Origin of the sequence: Spirosoma foliorum, from assembly GCF_014117325.1 — a bacterium.
Classification (GTDB): domain Bacteria; phylum Bacteroidota; class Bacteroidia; order Cytophagales; family Spirosomataceae; genus Spirosoma; species Spirosoma foliorum.
This window is the reverse complement of the sequence record NZ_CP059732.1, coordinates 6880267-6899037: the sequence shown is the minus strand read 5'-3', so window position 1 is coordinate 6899037 and position 18771 is coordinate 6880267. Positions and strand designations below refer to the sequence as shown.

The 18771-nt window shown below is 47.0% G+C and carries 15 protein-coding genes; 11 read left to right on the top strand and 4 right to left on the bottom strand.

Annotated features, from left to right (window positions below):
• Positions 1-148 precede the first annotated feature (148 nt).
• Entirely contained in the window at positions 149-1198 is a 1050-nt protein-coding gene (locus tag H3H32_RS29035; protein WP_182464515.1) for a ribonucleotide-diphosphate reductase subunit beta, read from the bottom strand.
• A gap of 420 nt (positions 1199-1618) precedes the next feature.
• The gene (locus H3H32_RS29030; protein ID WP_182459222.1) at positions 1619-2158 is read right to left on the bottom strand and encodes a transposase; all 540 of its coding nucleotides are present in this window, start codon (positions 2156-2158) and stop codon (positions 1619-1621) included.
• Positions 2159-2413: 255 nt separating this feature from the next.
• Here H3H32_RS29030 and uvrA point away from each other — a divergent pair, with 255 nt between their 5' ends.
• The 5 genes from uvrA to H3H32_RS29005 all read left to right on the top strand — a co-directional run bounded on the left by uvrA (position 2414) and on the right by H3H32_RS29005 (position 9588).
• On the top strand, positions 2414-5317 hold the full coding sequence (gene uvrA, locus H3H32_RS29025) for an excinuclease ABC subunit UvrA (protein ID WP_182459221.1): 2904 nt from the start codon (positions 2414-2416) through the stop codon (positions 5315-5317).
• A 48-nt stretch (positions 5318-5365) separates the two neighbouring features.
• Positions 5366-5770, top strand: a complete 405-nt coding sequence (locus H3H32_RS29020) for a hypothetical protein (RefSeq protein ID WP_182459220.1) — start codon at positions 5366-5368, stop codon at positions 5768-5770.
• Positions 5771-5966: 196 nt separating this feature from the next.
• Complete coding sequence (locus tag H3H32_RS29015) at positions 5967-7214, top strand: metal-dependent hydrolase family protein (protein WP_182459219.1); 1248 nt, start codon at positions 5967-5969, stop codon at positions 7212-7214.
• A gap of 221 nt (positions 7215-7435) precedes the next feature.
• The gene (locus H3H32_RS29010) at positions 7436-8719 is read left to right on the top strand and encodes a citrate synthase (protein ID WP_182459218.1); all 1284 of its coding nucleotides are present in this window, start codon (positions 7436-7438) and stop codon (positions 8717-8719) included.
• Positions 8720-9006: 287 nt separating this feature from the next.
• On the top strand, positions 9007-9588 hold the full coding sequence (locus H3H32_RS29005; protein WP_182459217.1) for a hypothetical protein: 582 nt from the start codon (positions 9007-9009) through the stop codon (positions 9586-9588).
• A 220-nt stretch (positions 9589-9808) separates the two neighbouring features.
• Here H3H32_RS29005 and recA read toward each other — a convergent pair whose 3' ends face one another.
• The gene (gene recA / locus H3H32_RS29000) at positions 9809-10903 is read right to left on the bottom strand and encodes a recombinase RecA (RefSeq protein WP_182459216.1); all 1095 of its coding nucleotides are present in this window, start codon (positions 10901-10903) and stop codon (positions 9809-9811) included.
• A gap of 177 nt (positions 10904-11080) precedes the next feature.
• Positions 11081-11563 carry a DUF8785 domain-containing protein gene (locus H3H32_RS28995; protein ID WP_182459215.1) on the bottom strand — a complete coding sequence of 161 codons (483 nt, stop codon included), beginning with the start codon at positions 11561-11563 and terminating at the stop codon, positions 11081-11083.
• Between the two features lie 262 nt (positions 11564-11825).
• On the opposite strand from H3H32_RS28995, the gene eno reads away from it, so the two are divergent.
• The 6 genes from eno (at position 11826) to H3H32_RS28965 (ending at position 18714) form a co-directional block, all read left to right on the top strand.
• Positions 11826-13106, top strand: a complete 1281-nt coding sequence (gene eno, locus H3H32_RS28990; RefSeq protein ID WP_182459214.1) for a phosphopyruvate hydratase — start codon at positions 11826-11828, stop codon at positions 13104-13106.
• 83 nt (positions 13107-13189) lie between these two features.
• On the top strand, positions 13190-13501 hold the full coding sequence (locus tag H3H32_RS28985) for an FtsB family cell division protein (RefSeq protein ID WP_182459213.1): 312 nt from the start codon (positions 13190-13192) through the stop codon (positions 13499-13501).
• Positions 13502-13568: 67 nt separating this feature from the next.
• On the top strand, positions 13569-14063 hold the full coding sequence (locus H3H32_RS28980) for a low molecular weight protein-tyrosine-phosphatase (protein WP_182459212.1): 495 nt from the start codon (positions 13569-13571) through the stop codon (positions 14061-14063).
• Positions 14064-14125: 62 nt separating this feature from the next.
• On the top strand, positions 14126-15703 hold the full coding sequence (gpmI, locus tag H3H32_RS28975; protein WP_182459211.1) for a 2,3-bisphosphoglycerate-independent phosphoglycerate mutase: 1578 nt from the start codon (positions 14126-14128) through the stop codon (positions 15701-15703).
• 186 nt (positions 15704-15889) lie between these two features.
• Positions 15890-17269 (top strand): glycoside hydrolase family 88 protein, encoded by a 1380-nt coding sequence (locus tag H3H32_RS28970; protein WP_182459210.1) that lies wholly within the window; start codon positions 15890-15892, stop codon positions 17267-17269.
• Complete coding sequence (locus H3H32_RS28965; protein WP_182459209.1) at positions 17269-18714, top strand: oxidoreductase; 1446 nt, start codon at positions 17269-17271, stop codon at positions 18712-18714. The genes H3H32_RS28970 and H3H32_RS28965 overlap by 1 nt, the downstream gene beginning before the upstream one ends.
• Positions 18715-18771 lie beyond the last annotated feature (57 nt).

Genomic DNA, 18771 nt, shown 5'->3' with positions numbered 1-18771 from the left:
ATTAATAAAGAGTGATAACGCCTAAAAATAGAAAAGTCCCGGTTCTGAATCGGGACTTTTCTAGTAAACGCACGAATTTTATTTGAAAGATAATTTTTTAATTTAAAAGTACCTCAAGATAACTGTTAACTAGTAAGCCTGTTCCTTATTAAAAATCGGCATCGAATGTAATACCCTTAGGTTCTTCATTCACCACAATTGGTGCTGGATTGTCGGCATCCTGTGGTTGCGAAGCGGATGCTTTTGCGGCTTTAAACTTGGACATCACTTCGCCACGCTGGTATTCGCCTACGCGCTTTTCGAAGAAGTTGGTTTTGCCCTGTAACGAAATCATGTCCATGAAATCGAATGGGTTTGCTACGTTATAGATTTTACGCAAACCAAGTGTCACCAGCAAGTGATCGGCTACGAAAGCAATGTATTGTTTCATCAACTCAGCGTTCATGCCGATTAACGAAACTGGCAGTGCGTCGGCCACAAACTCCTGCTCAATTTCAACCGCATTGCGGATGATGTCGTAAATGTCCGACTCGGGTAATTTATTGACAATGTGATCTGTATACAACATACAGGCAAAATCACGGTGCAGACCTTCGTCGCGCGAAATCAGTTCGTTCGAAAAGGTTAAACCGGGCATCATACCCCGCTTTTTAAGCCAGTAAATCGAGCAGAACGAGCCGGAGAAGAAAATGCCCTCAACAACCGCAAAGGCAATCAGTCGCTCGGCAAACGTACCATTGTCGATCCAGCGTAAAGCCCATTCCGCTTTTTTCTGCACGCAGGGAATGGTGTCGATTGCGTTTAGTAACCGATCCTTTTCAACTGGATCTTTAATATAGGTATCAATGAGCAACGAGTAGGTTTCGGAGTGGATGTTCTCCATCATTACCTGAAAACCATAGAAGCACTTGGCTTCGGCATATTGTACCTCCGACAGAAAATTGACGGCCAGGTTCTCATTTACAATCCCATCCGATGCGGCAAAAAACGCCAGTACGTGCGAGATAAAGTGCCGTTCGCCATCGCTAAGATTATTCCAGTCCTTCATGTCCTGCCCGAGATCAATCTCTTCGGCAGTCCAGAACGACGCTTCGTGGGTTTTGTAGTATTCCCAAATGTCCCAGTGCTTGATCGGGAACAGGACAAAGCGACCTTTGTCTTCTTCTAAGATCGGTTCAATAACATCATTCTGTACCATATATAAGGTGTGCAGGCTATGCATAAAAGCCCAGTCGGATGATCGGGCTGAGTGGCTACTTATGTGTTGAATTCAGATTAACAAAATTAAGGATTCTGCCCGCTTGTGCAAGGTGACAAAGCCGGATACATGGCATTAGACAAATAGTAATTTTTTATAAGAGCAAGGCAGCCAGTAGATTATACCGCTGACGAATTATCAAGTTCTTGGAATAGTATAGCGATATGGCGCAAGGGTGCTTTTTCGGGGAGAATTAGTAGATCTGTTTTTAATAATTCCAAAGTGTACCCCAAACTCCTTGGGTTTTTATACATGTAGAGACGCGATCCTTCGCGTCTCCTATGCGCCAGCTATCATTTACATCTTAAAACCATCCGGCGAATGAGACGCAAAGGCCGGGCCGCCGGTGCGGTCGCGTTTCTACATGTATAATCCCTCTTTGTTTTCAGAATCTTGTGCCCATTGGACTGGATTATTTACAATGTATTGACGAATACGATTTAATTCATTGTCGTTACGGATAACACGATCATAGTAACGGGTTTGCCAGCCCAAAGGAATCTGATTAGTCGTAGCATAGGCTGTTACGCCAGATTTGAAGCCCCGTAAAGTTGAGGCTAGGTTTTCTTTTTGAGGCCCGAAGGTATTGGGCTTCCAGTCTGTGTAATCTGCTTTGTTGATAAAAAGAATGCCATGTAGATGATTTGGCATCAGTTGAAAAGCATCTAACTGAATAAAGGGTGAAAATTCAGGAATAGAGCGCCAACCATCAATGGCACGCTGACCGATAGTAGTAGGCTGAATAACAGGTTCGTCATCGACAATACCAATATCACCGAAGTAGTAATTCTTATTCTTCGTGCAAATAGTAATGAAATACGCACCATTGGACCCGTAATCATACTCCGATAACCGCGCAGGTTCGATCCGATAGTTACCTTGAAATTTAGTTTCGTCCATGATATTGTAGAGACGCGACCGCACCGGCGGCCCGGCCTTCGCGTCTCCTATGCGTCAGCAATTGTCAGTAAGTAATATTGTCAGCTCATAAGACGTATATGTATACAGTTGGTCATGGCAGGACGATGTTCTGGGAGAGTTACTGAGGTTGCGAATCAGATTGTTGCTGACGCATAGGAGACGCAAAGGATTGCGTCTCTACATAGAACTACCCCCACCTGTTTTACGTTGTTCTTTAGAATAAGCTAATCCAACGTGACGACAGAAGAAAAGCCACAACTTACTGATATTGACCTGACGGGATACGACCAGATTGAGGTCCTCGGTGCCCGTGAACATAATCTTAAAAATATTGATGTTACCATTCCCCGAAACAAACTGGTTGTCGTGACTGGCATTAGTGGAAGCGGGAAATCATCGCTGGCCTTCGATACAATTTATGCCGAGGGACAACGACGCTATATGGAGAGTTTTTCGGCCTACGCCCGCTCGTTTATTGGCGATATGGAACGGCCCGATGTTGATAAAATTAACGGACTTAGTCCGGTAATTTCAATCGAGCAGAAAACGACTTCCAAAAACCCACGCTCAACGGTAGGGACCACTACCGAGATTTATGATTTCTTACGACTGCTCTATGCCCGTGCAGGCGAAGCGTTTTCATATCTGACGGGGAGGAAAATGGAGCGCCAGTCGCAGGACCAGATTATTGACACCATTCTGGAGCAATATGCTGGTCAGAAACTAACGTTGCTGGCTCCCATTATCAAAAGCCGGAAGGGTCATTACCGAGAACTGTTCGTACAAATTGCCAAAACGGGCTATACCAAAGTGCGGGTAGATGGTGTCGTGCAGGACATTGCGCCGAAGATGCAATTGGACCGCTACAAAATCCACGATATTGAGATTGTTATTGATCGACTTGTGCCCAAAGTAGAGGATCGTTATCGGCTCAGCCAATCGATCCAGACGGCACTGAAGCAGGGGAAAGGTGCCATGCAAATGCTGGACGGATCGGGCCAGTTGGTTTATTTCTCGCAAAACCTGATGGACCCTGAGTCGGGTATCAGTTACGATGAACCATCGCCAAACTCCTTCTCGTTCAACTCACCTTACGGAGCCTGCCCGGTTTGTAATGGGTTGGGCGTAGTAGAGGAAATCACGGAAGAGTCGGTTATTCCTGATAAGTCACTAAGCATCAGTCGAGGTGCTATTGCGCCTTTAGGTGAATATCGCGAATTGTGGATTTTCAAGGAGATCGAAGCAATTTTGAAAAAGTACAAGCTGAATCTCACGACGCCCGTTGTCAAGTTTCCCGAAGATCTTCTCCACGCATTAATGTATGGCACGGAGGAAGAAGCAACCGTTCCTTCGAAGAAGTTTGTTGGCCGTGGCGACGGACCGGAAGATTACTACAGTTTTAAGTTCGAAGGAATTGTCAACTTCCTGAAACGGCAGCAGGAGAATAGTACCGATAAAATTCAGGAGTGGCTCAAGGATTTCATGGTCATAAAGCCTTGTCCTGAGTGCGAGGGTGCCCGACTGAAAAAAGAATCATTGTATTTCAAGATCGATCAGAAGAACATTTCTGAGCTAGCCCGGATGGACATCTCCGAGTTGACGGAATGGTTTACAGGCGTGGAAAGTCGTCTGACAGACCGTCAGAATGTAATCGCCAAAGAAATTCTGAAAGAGATTCGGAAACGCATCGGCTTCCTGCTTGACATTGGTCTCGATTACCTGACGCTTGATCGTCCGTTACGGACGCTGTCAGGTGGCGAAGCGCAACGTATTCGACTGGCTACCCAAATCGGAACGCAGTTGGTTGGCGTACTTTACATCATGGATGAGCCAAGTATCGGTCTGCATCAGCGCGATAACGTGAAACTGATTGATTCTCTGAAGAATCTGCGTGATTTGGGAAATACGGTTCTGGTTGTTGAGCACGATAAAGACATGATGCTCGAGTCAGACTTTATCCTTGACATCGGTCCCGGTGCCGGTCGACATGGCGGGCAGGTAGTTAACCAGGGAACACCTGAGGAATTCCTGAAAAATCAGTATGTCGGCGCGGCAGGTACAAGCACCACAGCTGACTACCTGAGCGGTCGACGGGCTATTGAAGTGCCCACCGAACGGCGGAAAGGAAATGGTAAATTCCTAATTATTAAGAACGCTACGGGTCATAACCTAAAAAACGTAACGCTGAAATTGCCCCTCGGTCGGATGGTGACGATTACGGGCGTATCGGGTAGCGGAAAGTCATCGCTGATTCACGAAACGTTGTTTCCGGTACTGAATCGCCATTTCTATAAATCGAAGCGTGAGCCGCTACCGTTCAAAACGGTGGAAGGATTGGAGTATCTGGACAAAGTCATTGAAGTTGATCAGTCGCCTATTGGACGAACTCCCCGCTCGAACCCGGCTACGTACACAGGTATGTTCTCGGAAATTCGGACGTTGTTTGCTGAACTGCCCGAAGCTAAAATTCGGGGATATAAACCAGGTCGGTTCTCGTTTAATGTGAAGGGTGGACGTTGTGAGGATTGTGAAGGTGCGGGTATGAAGAAGATCGAAATGGAATTTCTGCCCGATGTACATGTTATGTGCGAAACCTGCAAAGGCAAACGCTTCAACCGCGAGACGTTGGAAGTGCGTTTCAAAGGCAAATCGATTGCCGATGTGCTCGACATGACCGTTGAACAGGGCCTGGAGTTCTTTGCAAGCCAGCCTAAAATCCTGCGGAAAGTAACGACGCTGAACGACGTTGGGTTGGGTTATATCACGCTCGGCCAGCATGCAACGACGCTGTCGGGTGGCGAAGCGCAACGGGTAAAACTGGCTGAAGAGCTGTCTAAAAAAGACACCGGCAAAACCCTATATATCCTCGATGAACCTACTACGGGCCTGCATTTTCAGGACATCGCCCACCTGCTCGACGTGCTGAACAAGCTTGCCGATAAAGGAAATACAGTCCTGATTATTGAACATAATCTGGACGTTATCAAAGTCTCCGACCACCTCATTGACCTTGGGCCAGAAGGCGGTAACAAAGGCGGTAACATTATTGCCGAAGGACCGCCCGAAAAGGTAGCTGAAGTAAAAGGAAGCTACACCGGCAAGTTTTTAAAGATGGAGTTAGAAGGGCAAAAAACATAAAGAGGTTTTATCTTCGTTGGTCTTAAAACAACCTGCGAAAACAGCTTTATGCGTAACCCATTCTTTTATGTTTTGCTTCTTGTGTTAGTCGTTCTGGACGGCTGGCTTTTGGCACACCCCAACCTGATTGGTCAGGCTGGGGTGTTCTTTTTTGAATACTCGGCCATTGAAACCTTCCCGAAAGCGCTCGGAACGGTTTCGTTGGTGGTCGTTGTGGCTTCGGTAATAACCTGGCTGGTTGGCCGACTGAGTCAGCCTTTAGCGATAGGAATCACGATTGCGTTATTGGCAGCATCTGTTTACTATCTCTTCCAAAGTTTTTCTCAGTACAACACGGGTATTTATAAGCTTACGGGTGCTGGTTTCCGGGCAGGCGCTATTTTACTGCCGGGATTGGTTGCGTTAGTATTTGGGAAAGGTATATGGGACGTGATTTCGAAAAAGCGTAGTTGATGTATTTATTGATTGGGACGCCGACGTGGTGTGATGTCGGTTACTAATAACCGACAATTTAGGTTTCTCAAAACCTACCGGTATAAACAATAGGTTTTGAGAAACCTAAATTGTCAGATGTAAGCATCTGACACCACAAAAAGAGCCTCAATTGGCTCTTTTTTGCGTATTTTTGAGATTGATCGCTCACTTCCTCATGAACAAACTATACTTCTTGCTTCTCTATTTCCCAACAACACTCTTTGCGCAATCAACCTACCTCCTCCGCCCCGACCGCGTCTTCGATGGCGAAACCATGCACGAAGGATGGGTTGTGCGCGTAAAAGATGATAAAATTGAAGCGGCTGGTCCTGCGTCTTCGGTGCCGGCAACGGGTGCTGAAGTAGTTGATCTCAAAGGGACGACACTAACGCCTGGCCTGATTGAAGGGCATTCTCATTTATTATTACATCCCTATAACGAAACAACTTGGGACGATCAGGTTCTGAAAGAAGCCCGGTCATTGCGCGTAGCACGAGCAACCGTTCACGCTCAGAAAACGTTGCTCGCTGGTTTTACGACCGTGCGCGATTTAGGTACCGAAGGGGCTGATTATGACGACGTAGGTTTAAAACAGGCCATCAACAAGGGCATTATTCCGGGGCCGCGCATGATTGTTGTAACTCGAGCGCTTATTGCTACGGGTAGTTATGGTCCTAAAGGGTTTAGTCCAGATATTGATGTGCCGCAGGGAGCCGAAGAAGCTGATGGACACGATGCACTTATTCAGGCGGTTCGACGGCAGATTGGTAAAGGAGCCGATGCTATAAAAATCTACGCCGATTATCGTTGGGGATTAATGGCCGAAGCCCGTCCAACGTACACTATCGATGAAATCAAGCTTATTGTTGAAGTGGCTAAAAGTAGCGGTCGAGCCGTAGTGGCGCATGCGGGTACAGCCGAAGGAATGCGTCGGGCCATTTTGGGTGGCTGCGAAACGATAGAACATGGCGATGCCGGAACGCCTGAAATTTTTGCGTTAATGAAGCAGCATGGTACGGCACTTTGTCCAACCCTGGCGGCTGGTGATGCTACTAGTCAGTATCGTGGTTGGAAAAAAGGACAGGAACCCGAGCCGGAACGAATTAAACAAAAACGCATAACGTTTAAACAGTCATTAGACGCTGGTGTAACGGTTTGTGCCGGGGGCGATGTGGGCGTATTTAGCCACGGCGATAATGCGCGCGAGCTGGTCATGATGGTTGAGTATGGTATGAAACCTATCGATGTGCTTCGATCGGCTACATCTATAAATGCAGACGTATTTCATCTTGCCGATCGTGGCCGTATTCGTCCGGGTTTGCTGGCCGATCTGGTGGCTGTGGAAGGCGACCCCAGCAAAACTATTACTGATCTGCAACGAGTGCGAACCGTTTTAAAAGGGGGTATTTTTTACAAACGGTAACATGAAAAATGTATCCTATAACTTTCGTTTACAGCTTAATACAAACGTAATACGGCTTTTTTACAACAATTTCATCTGTCGTTTAGATTTTTGGGCTAATTTCGCCCGGACAGTCCCGCTTCGGCGTTTCGGATCAGCATAAAGGCTTGTTTCGTACCTATTCATCCTGATATGCACTAACCCGCAAATTATTACCTCTGTTAACTCTACCCTGTTATTGTATGGCAAACAACGCTGAATTAACTGTCGATGGCAAGTCCTATTCATTCCCAACATTGGAGGGAACAGAACACGAAAAAGCTTTTGACATTTCGAATCTTCGTGATCAGACCGGCTACGTTACGTTAGACCGGGGTTATAAAAATACCGGTGCTACAAAAAGTGCCATTACATTTCTTGATGGTGAACAGGGTATTCTACAATATAGGGGTTACTCTATTGAAGATCTGGCCGCAAAAGCCTCTTTCCTTGAAGTAGCCTATCTGCTTATCTATGGTGAATTGCCAACTCAGGAGCAGTTTTCAACGTTTGAGACAGCAATTCGTCGTCATACGCTAGTAAAAGAAGATATGCGGAAAATCTTCGACGGTTTTCCGGTTAATGCGCACCCAATGGGTGTTTTGTCGTCTTTAGTGAGCGCCATGAGTGCCTTCTATCCTGATGAAGAAGGCGATAAAGAAGATAAAACGGATCAGCATATTATTCGACTGCTGGCCAAATTGCCTACAATTGCCACCTGGTCGTACAAGCGTGCGCTGGGCCACCCGATCAACTATCCCAAAAATACCCTCGACTACATCCCGAACTTCCTGAACATGATGTTCTCGCTGCCGGTCGAAGATTACAAAGTTGATCCAGTAGTTGCTGAAGCGCTGAACGTTCTGCTTATCCTTCATGCCGATCACGAACAAAACTGTTCAACCTCAACGGTTCGGCTTGTAGGTTCGTCGCAGGCGAATATCTATTCGTCTATTTCGGCAGGTATCAGCGCTTTGTGGGGACCTCTGCACGGCGGAGCAAACCAGGAAGTAATTGAAATGCTTGAAGATATCAAAGCCGATGGTGGTGATGTGTCGAAATACGTTGACATGGCTAAGAATGCGAAAACAACGGGCTTCCGTTTATTCGGTTTCGGTCACCGTGTTTATAAAAACTTCGATCCTCGGGCAAGAATCATCAAGAAAGCGGCTGATGATGTACTGAGCAAATTAGGTGTTAATGATCCCGTGCTGGAGATTGCCAAAGGCTTAGAGGAGGCTGCTTTGCACGACGATTATTTCGTATCGCGCAAATTGTACCCGAACGTCGATTTCTATTCGGGTATAATCTATCGTGCATTGGGTATCCCAACCAACATGTTTACAGTGATGTTCGCTATTGGTCGTTTACCCGGCTGGATTGCACAATGGAAAGAAATGCGTGAAACGAAAGAGCCTATCGGCCGTCCACGTCAAATTTATACGGGCGAAACGCTACGCGAATTCGTTCCGATTGACAAACGCTAATTACCCAGCGTTCTATAGCTGGTAAGTTAATTTATAGATTCTGACTGAACGGCAGCTACACCAATAGCTGCCGTTTTAGTATTATAAGTCTTTCGTAAAAGTGGCCTAGAAGCCGTGCCACGGTTTATTTGAGCACTATCAAGGAACCGTGGCACGGCTTCTAGGCCACTTTTACGAAATAAAAAATTAGGCTACTCTACTGAGGAAAGACAAATTCTCCTCTGGAGTGACGTTAGTTGTGTTTAGATGTCATAAGCACGCCAAAAGGCGCTGACAATAAATAACCCATGCGAAATACAAACCTACTTCTTATTGTAATTCTATTGGCGTTGTTGAGTTGCGGGTCACCTGCTGTAAGCCCCGGTTCAATTCCGGGTGTTTATTCACTTAATTATTGGGGCCAGGTTACGGGAACCCGACAGGGCGTGGCTTTGCAGAATCCTCGTATTGCAGCATCCTCCCGGGTACCCTGTCGTCAGCATGCGTTTGATGTGACAATTACCGAATTTGATGATGAGGGCGATGTCCTGACAACACTGACGTTATTTAACATTCCGAAACGCGCATGCTCTCTGACAAAGTTTAAAGTAGATTACCAATCGCTTTATTGCGGTACCGATACCATCGGTAGTACATTCACGGCGAAAAGTGACAAACTACTTTGGGGCACCTATAAGCCTGTCATTAATGCCGAAACTCAGTTAAGTATTCAATCTTTCGATACGCTATCGGGCGAGATTCGAGGCACATTCAGCGTTAGAATGATTCCCGATGCAGCCGAAAGCACTGCCATACCTGCATTACTGCAAATTAAGAACGGAAAGTTTCTGACCAAATTGAAGCAGACTGACGGGACGTATAAGCTATAGAAGCTTTAAAACGAATCGTTTTTTTGTCATTCCGACACAAGGAGGAATCTCAATGTCCCTTATAAGTCAAGCTTAACCGGGCCACCGGAGCGGATTCCTCCTTGCGTCGGAATGACAAAAATCAACCGAAGCTTTCAACAAAAGACAGAGTTTAAACGGCTTTATAAACAAAAAAGGGCAGGAGTTTAGTCCCGCCCTTTTTGTAGTATTTATGGATGAATTAATCATCGATTTCTCCTTCGTCGTCGGCAGCGGTAGCAGCCAGAACGGGATCAACTAAGGCTTCGTCGTCTTCAGCGATTTTAGCCCGGATTTTACCTTCGATTTCGGCCATTAATTCAGGATTATCGAGAAGCAACTCTTTCACTGCATCGCGACCCTGTGCCAATCGGCTGGTGCCATACGAGAACCAGGAGCCTGATTTCTTAACGATCTCCATTTCGACAGATAAATCAAGGATTTCACCAACTTTCGAAATTCCTTGACCGTACATGATATCAAACTCAACAACTTTGAAAGGAGCAGCCAGTTTGTTCTTAACAACTTTCACTTTCGTGCGGTTACCCACAATGTTATCAGCACCTTCTTTGATCTGGCCAATACGGCGGATGTCAAGACGAACCGACGCATAGAATTTCAAAGCGTTACCACCTGTAGTTGTTTCGGGGTTACCGAACATCACACCGATTTTTTCACGCAACTGGTTGATGAAAATACAGCAGCAACCTGTTTTGTTGATCGTACCAGTCAGTTTCCGCAGGGCTTGAGACATCAAACGAGCCTGTAAACCCATTTTGCTTTCGCCCATTTCGCCTTCGATCTCCGCCTTTGGTACAAGCGCAGCAACCGAGTCAATTACGATGATGTCGATAGCGCCTGAGCTGATCAGGTGTTCAGCGATTTCAAGCGCCTGTTCGCCATTATCTGGCTGCGAGATAAGAAGGTTTTTGGTATCAATGCCCAGCTTTTCCGCGTAAACACGGTCGAATGCGTGTTCGGCATCGATGAAGGCTGCCAGACCACCAGCTTTCTGTGCTTCGGCGATGCAGTGCATAGTCAATGTAGTTTTACCTGACGATTCAGGTCCGTAGATTTCAACGACACGACCACGCGGCATACCGCCAATACCGAGGGCTAAATCTAACCCCAGCGAGCCAGTTGAAATAACCGGAACATCAACAACTTTCGTTTCACTCAGGCGCATTACTGTGCCTTTGCCAAACGCTTTGTCAAGTTTCTCGATCGTTGTTTGAAGAGCTTTTAATTTACTGTCATTAGCAGATGCTGTGGCTTGCGCCGTATCTGATTTCGCCATGTTAGGATGGTTGTTTAAACAGATAAAATTACCCAAAAATCGCCAATCTGCCAAACGGTTTTTGAAAATAATTGGGCCTTTTTAGCTATGGGTTTAGGTAGAAAAAATTAAATTAAAAAAGTCCGCCAATTGCCTTATTTTCAGGATGATTGACGGACTTTTTGAAGATAACTTAGACTACAGTGTTGAGTCGGCAGTAGCAGATTGCTGGGGCTGCTGTGCCTGCGATTGGGCAGGTTGTGGCTGACCCGGCTGGTAGCCCGGATATGCCGACCCATCGCCGTACGGACGAGCCGCTGGTCCAACCACTTCTACCTGAGTTATATAGTACTTTGTTTCGCCATTCCAGGGGAATTTCAGGATCTTCTCTTCGTAATGCAGCGTCACTCGCTGGCCCGATTTTACGGCATCGGTAATCTGTTTGGCTACCGCTTCATCTTTCACCGAAAAGTCGAAATATTGGGGAGTCAGTGAGCCCGTTTCACCCGAGAATCCACCAACGTTCAGAACACCTTCGTACGTTTTGAAGACAAAGCCGCGTCGACTGAATTTAGAAACGGTTCCGGCACGTTCGCCATCGCTATAGCTCCAACCCGTAAGGGCGTAGAGTACACCAAAAACGACCAGTAAAAACAATAGGAAATACAATAGCCCTCGCATAGGATATGGTTGATTTAGTTGCGCTTTTGAAGCACACAAATAGACAAAATTTTCTGATAACTTCTGTTCTGGCCTGTAAAGACCATGAATTATTCATTAAGTAACACACCAAACGCATTCCTGTTCTGAAGTTTTGCCCTGTATTTCGTTACTTTGCGGTTGATATGCTAATCGGCTTAAAGGCTTGGGTGTCAAATCCCAATAAACGAGTGAGCCAGACCGATAGACAAGTTCGTTATTAACTCCTTCTTATTTCTCTGCAATGAGTACCATTCAAAGCATTCATGCCCGACAGATTCTGGATTCACGCGGTAATCCGACCGTCGAAGTGGACGTCCGTACCGAAAACGGTTTTCTGGGCCGTGCTGCTGTGCCATCGGGCGCATCGACAGGCACCCACGAAGCAGTTGAGCTTCGCGACGATGACAAAAAGGTTTACGTAGGTAAAGGCGTTCTGAAAGCCGTTTCTAACGTTAACGAACTGATTTTCCCAGAGCTGGTTGGTATTTCGGTGTTTGAGCAAAGCATGATCGACAAAATTATGCTTGAGCTGGACGGTACATCCAACAAAGGCCGTTTGGGCGCTAATGCTATTTTGGGCGTTTCGCTGGCAGCTTCGAAAGCAGCTGCTCAGGAAGCAGGTTTGCCACTTTATCGCTACATCGGTGGCGTCAATGCCAATACCCTGCCTGTTCCGATGATGAACATCCTGAACGGTGGTTCACACGCTGATAACTCCATCGATTTCCAGGAATTCATGGTTATGCCTGCCAATGCGTCGACGTTCTCGGAAGCGCTGCGGATGGGTACCGAAATTTTCCATACGCTGAAAGGTGTATTGAAAAAAATGGGCCTTGCTACCAACGTAGGTGATGAAGGTGGTTTTGCGCCAAACATCAAATCGAACGAAGAAGCGATCCAGACGATCCTTCAGGCTATCGAGAAAGCAGGCTACCGTCCAGGCGAAGATGTTTGGATTGCTATGGATGCGGCTTCTTCGGAATTTTACGATGCCGAAGCGGGTGTATATCATTTCAAAAAATCGACTGGCGATAAACTGACTTCGTCGGAAATGGCTGGCTTCTGGAAAGATTGGGCTACTAAATACCCAATTCTGTCGATTGAAGATGGTATGGCCGAAGATGATTGGTCGGGCTGGAAACTACACACCGACGAGTTGAAAGGCACGAAGGTTCAACTTGTTGGCGATGACCTGTTCGTAACGAACGTAACGCGCCTGCAGGAAGGTATCGACAAAGGCATTGCCAACGCGATTCTGGTGAAAGTTAACCAGATCGGTTCGCTGACCGAAACTATCGATACGGTTAACCTGGCGAAACGCAATTCGTACAAAAACATCATGTCGCACCGTTCGGGCGAAACCGAAGATGCTACCATCGCTGACTTAGCGGTAGCGTTGAACACGGGCCAGATCAAAACGGGTTCGGCTTCGCGTTCTGACCGGATGGCGAAATACAACCAACTGCTTCGTATCGAAGAAGAACTAGGCGAAACCGCGTATTTCCCAGGACTTAAGTTTTAAATGTACAATGGATAATGAGTAATGGATAATGAACAAGGTTTACGCATTCATTATCCATTACTCATTATCCATTACTTGCTCCCATGCTCCAGAAAATCCTCCGCAAACTTGGCAGTTTCTACGTCGCTTCCGGCCTAGGGTTATTGCTATGGATGACGTTTTTTGACGCGAATGATTTGCCAACTCAAATCAGGAATTGGTGGACATTACATGAGTTAGACGGAGAGGCCCAGTATTATCGAGAACGGATCAAAACCGTAAAGACTGAACAACGGGAAGTACTGGGTAATGATCGACTACGCGAGAAATTTGCCCGCGAAAAATATTGGATGAAAAAACCAGGTGAAGATGTATTTGTCATCGTCGACGAACACAACGAGCCGCTAGAAAAGTAATTATGAATTATAAATGATGAATGATGAATGGTTTGTCAAGATCATCCATCATTCATCATTCATCATTATGATTTCTGTCCTCTTCGTTTGTTATGGCAATATCTGCCGGTCGCCGGTGGCGGAGGGTGTATTTAGGCAATTAGTGGCTGAAGCTGGGCTTGATAAGCAAATTGAGACCGATTCGGCCGGAACAGCCTCTTTTCACATCGGCCACCTTTCTGACAGACGCACCCGCGAGAATGCGCTCGAACATGGGCTTTCGCTAACGCATCGTGCCCGACGACTTACGGGCGATGACCTGGCCCAGTTTAACTACTTCGTGGCCATGGACGAAACCAACCTCGAAGCCATCGAAAAGTTGAACTATCGTAGCACGGGCCTATATACCAACGACAATATATTTTTGCTTCGGGAATTTGATCCAGATGTTAGCGATCAGCCCAACGTGCCCGATCCCTACTACGAAGGCCCTGAAGTTTTCGAGGAGGTTTATCAAATCGCCCTTCGCTGCTGTAGGCAGCTATTAACGTACTTAATTCAACAGCATAATCTTACTGAGTGAAAGAATGAACTTACCGGATGGTTTTCATTCTTTCACTCAGTCGCTCTTTCACTCATTAAAACATGAACAAAAAAGTCATTCTCATCATCCTCGACGGCTGGGGCATTCCGCTCAAGCCCGAAGTATCGGCTATTGAATCGGCACACACGCCGTTCATGAATTCGCTGTATCCCAAATATCCAAACAGCAAATTGGAAGCTTCGGGCTTAGCGGTTGGATTGCCAGCGGGTCAAATGGGGAACTCCGAAGTGGGCCACATGAACCTTGGCGCTGGTCGGGTTGTGTATCAGGATTTGGTGAAAGTCAACAAAGCTGTTGAAGAGCACACGCTTGATAACGAGCCTGTTCTGGTCGATGCGCTGACCTACGCTAAAAATAACGGAAAGAAAGTCCATTTTATCGGTCTGGTTTCTGACGGGGGCGTTCATGCGCACATTGAGCACGTGAAGGGCTTACTATCTATCACTCAAACCTACGGCCTGACAGACGTGTTCGTTCACGCTTTTACCGACGGTCGCGATACCGACCCGAAAGGTGGCGTAGGTTACCTGACGGATTTACAAGCGCACATGGCGGCTACGACGGGGCAAATTGCCAGCGTAGTTGGTCGATATTACGCCATGGACCGCGACAATCGCTGGGAGCGTGTGAAAGTAGCCTACGATGCGATGGTACACGGCGAAGGCGAAAAGATAGCTGCTGCCGACGTAACCAAGGCGTTACAGGCATCCTATGACGCTGGTGTGACGGATGAGTTTATCAAGCCGCTTATCGTTACAAATCCAGATGGGTTGCCGGTTGCCGTGATCGAAGATGGTGATGTGGTGCTTTGCTTCAACTTCCGAACCGACCGGGGCCGTGAAATCACACAGGCGTTAACGCAGAAGGATTTTCCAGAGCAGGGCATGAAAAAACTCAATCTGGATTACATCACAATGACCAAATACGACGACGAATTCGTTGGCGTAAAGGTCATTTTCGAGAAAGATAATCTGCAAAATACGCTGGGCGAAGTTATTGCGGGTGCCGGGCGGAAACAGATTCGGATTGCCGAAACGGAGAAATATCCTCACGTAACGTTCTTCTTCTCGGGTGGTCGTGAAGAGCCGTTCGCTGGTGAAAAACGGCTTCTTTGCCCATCTCCCAAAGAAATGGTAATTCGCGATGACCGGGGCGTAGAGATCACAATACCGGTGAAAACCTACGATCAGATTCCTGAAATGGCCGCTTATGATATTCGGAACGCAATCATCCCTGAATTGGAAAAAGAAGAAGTGGACTTCGTTTGCCTGAACTTCGCCAATACCGATATGGTGGGTCATACAGGTGTATTCGAAGCGGTCGTGAAAGCTGCTGAAACAGCGGACGCTTGTGCTAAAGCCGTTACAGAAACTGCACTGGCGCATGGCTACACAACCATTATCATTGCCGACCACGGTAATGCCGAATACATGACCAATGATGACGGTACGCCCAACACTGCCCATACCACAAACCTGGTGCCTTGCATTCTGGTCGATAAAGACTACCACCCAGAACTCAATGACGGTAAACTCGCTGACATCGCTCCAACAATTCTTCAATTGATGGGTATTCCACAACCACCCGAAATGGGCGGAGTGAGTTTGATTAACGGGTAGGATTTCTAAAAAGTATAAAAGCCGCACCTTTGCATTAGGGTGTGGCTTTTTTTGTAGCCTGGACGGCCACGTCTGGGTAATATAATTGTGTTATCGCCCGGACGTGGCCGTCCAGGCTACAGTAGTCAATTGCCCTGTTTGTTCTTTAGGAAGGATAAGCGATAAACTCGCGAACCCTTACCTAGTATGCAGATTGACAATTCGTTAAAACCTGCCGATCTCTCGGCAAAACTTGATCGATTCTGGGATCTTTCCGGCCAGAAAATAAACCTGATTGAAAACGAGTACGACGTAACAAAGGGCTCTCCTGTCTTTACAGTAGCTGGAAAATATTCGACACGTGGTTGGACAGAATGGACACAGGGATTTCAGTTCGGTTCGGCCATTCTACAGTTTGATGCTACAAACGACACTGAGTTTCTGGAAATAGGTCGCCAGAAAACGTTGACCGTGATGGCGCCACACATTAGCCACATTGGCGTTCACGATCACGGCTTTAACAATGTTAGCACCTACGGAAACCTGCTTCGGTTGATGCGGGAAGGCCGAATCCCGACCAATGAGTGGGAGGCCAATTTCTACGAATTAGCCCTGAAAATCTCTGGTGCCGTACAGGCCAGCCGCTGGACAACGGTTAAAACGGGCGGCTTTATTAGCTCATTCAACGGGCCACATTCATTATTTGTCGATACCATTCGCTCGTGCCGTGCCTTGGTGTTGAGCCATGCGTTAGGCCATGTCTTTCAGGGTGAAGGCGATGCGAAAATTAATCTGCTGGAACGCGCTTTACAGCATATGAAAGCCACTGCTGATTACTCAGTGTTTTATGGCGAAGGTCGCGATTCGTACGATCTCTGGGGCCGTACCGCTCACGAAAGCGTTTTCAATGTTAAAGATGGCAATTTTCGATGCCCCAATTCGCAACAGGGTTATTCGGGTTTCACAACCTGGACACGCGGTCTAGCCTGGGCCATGTGTGGCTTTGCTGAAGAGCTGGAATGGCTTGCCACTCGTGAAGATACCGAACTAGAGCCATTTGGTGGTCGAGAATTTATTGAGGCTTACATGCTCAAAGCTGCCACCGCCACTTGTGATTTTTACATCGACCACACGCCTACCGATGGCATTCCGTATTGGGATACGGGAGCACCAAACCTTCACTGCTTGGGCGATTACCTCAATCGTCCAGCCGATCCTTACAATGATTTCGAACCAGTAGACAGTTCGGCTGCGGCTATCGGCGCACAGGGATTGTTGCGCTTGGGGAAGTATCTGATGGATAAAGGCAACGTAGAAGCTGGGCAACGATACCATCAAGCTGGTTTAACGGTGCTAAATACCTTATTGGATGAGCCTTATTTGAGCACTAATCCAGAACATCAGGGCCTGATTTTACACTCAATTTATCATCAGCCCAATGGTTGGGATTATGTGCCAGCGGGAAGTAAAATTGCCAATGGCGAGTCGAGTATGTGGGGAGATTATCACGCTCGCGAAGTCGCACTATACCTGCAACGGATCATCCGTAACGAGCCTTACTACACGTTCTTTAACTGTTTGTCCTGATGAGCGAGAAATACAAACCCCAATTTCCGCGTATGGCGCAGTTAAAAACGGCTGTTGACCTGCGGAATTATCTGGAAAAGAACGACATCGATCTGCCGTTTGATGACGCGTTGTTGCCTCCAACTGAAAGCCCTTTCAACCGCCCAATTCACCTGAAGTCAGGCAAAACAATTGGTAATAGCCTTTGCATTTTGCCGATGGAAGGCTGGGATGGCACGACTGATGGGCGTCCGACAGATTTTACCCGGAATCGTTGGAAGAAATTCGCCATCAGTGGGGCCAAATTATTGTTCGGTTGCGAAGCTGTAGCCGTGTGCCATTCAGGAAAAGCCAACCCGAATCAATTGGTGCTAAACGACGAAACGTTTTCTGACTTCGTCGAACTGCGGGAACTGATTCTGAAAGAACACACGGAAGCATTTGGCCGCACAGACGATTTACTAATTGGCTTACAGCTAACGCATTCAGGGCGCTTTTGTAAACCGAAGAGCCACAAAGCCTTTGAGCCGAAAATACTGTATAGTCACCCGTTTCTGAACAATAGATTCGGAATGTCGGCTGATTATCCTACGCTTACAGATGAGGATATAGATCAAATCATCGAACAGTATATCGAAGCTGCTGTTTTGGCGCAAAAAGCAGGTTTTGACTTTGTCGATGTTAAACATTGTCATGGTTATCTGGGCCATGAGTTCCTGAGTGCGGTAAATAGAGAAGGGCGCTACGGAGGGTCATTCGAGAATCGGACGCGCTATTTGCGGAACATCGTCGCTGGTATTCGTCAGGCCGCGCCGGGGCTGGAGATCGGTATTCGGTTGAGCGCGTTCGATATGCTTCCGTTCAAGAAAAGTCCTGCTGGACCAGGTATTCCTGAACCGGCGGAACAATATCCGTTTGCTTTTGGTGGAAAATCGAATGGACTAGGCGTTGACTTAACCGAAACGAAAGCGTTTCTGGCACTGGCCGAATCACTAGGTATCCAGCTCGTGTGTATTACTGGCGGAAGTCCCTATTACAATCCGCACCTGATGCGTCCGGCATTGTTTCCGCCTTCGGATGGTTACCTACCTCCCGAAGACCCACTGTTGGGTGTAAAGCGGCAAATAGACGTAACAAACGAGCTAAAACAGGCTTTTCCCGAATTGGTGATTATAGGATCGGGCTACTCGTATTTGCAGGAATGGTTACCTAACGTAGCGCAGGCCGTATTACGAGCCGGTATGGCCGATAGCATAGGATTTGGTCGTATGGTATTATCCTATCCAACCATGCCTGCTGATATGATTACCGGCCATTCACTCGTCCGAAATCTGATATGCCGCACCTTTTCGGATTGTACGACAGCTCCGCGAAATGGCTTGATTTCAGGCTGTTATCCGCTAGATCCGCTCTACAAAAAAAGACCCGAAGCCGAGCAACTCAAAGCAATAAAAGAAAGTCTATAACATGGTTTGGTGGTGTCGGGTTCTCAAACCCGACACTCGTAATAAAATGGAAAAGTG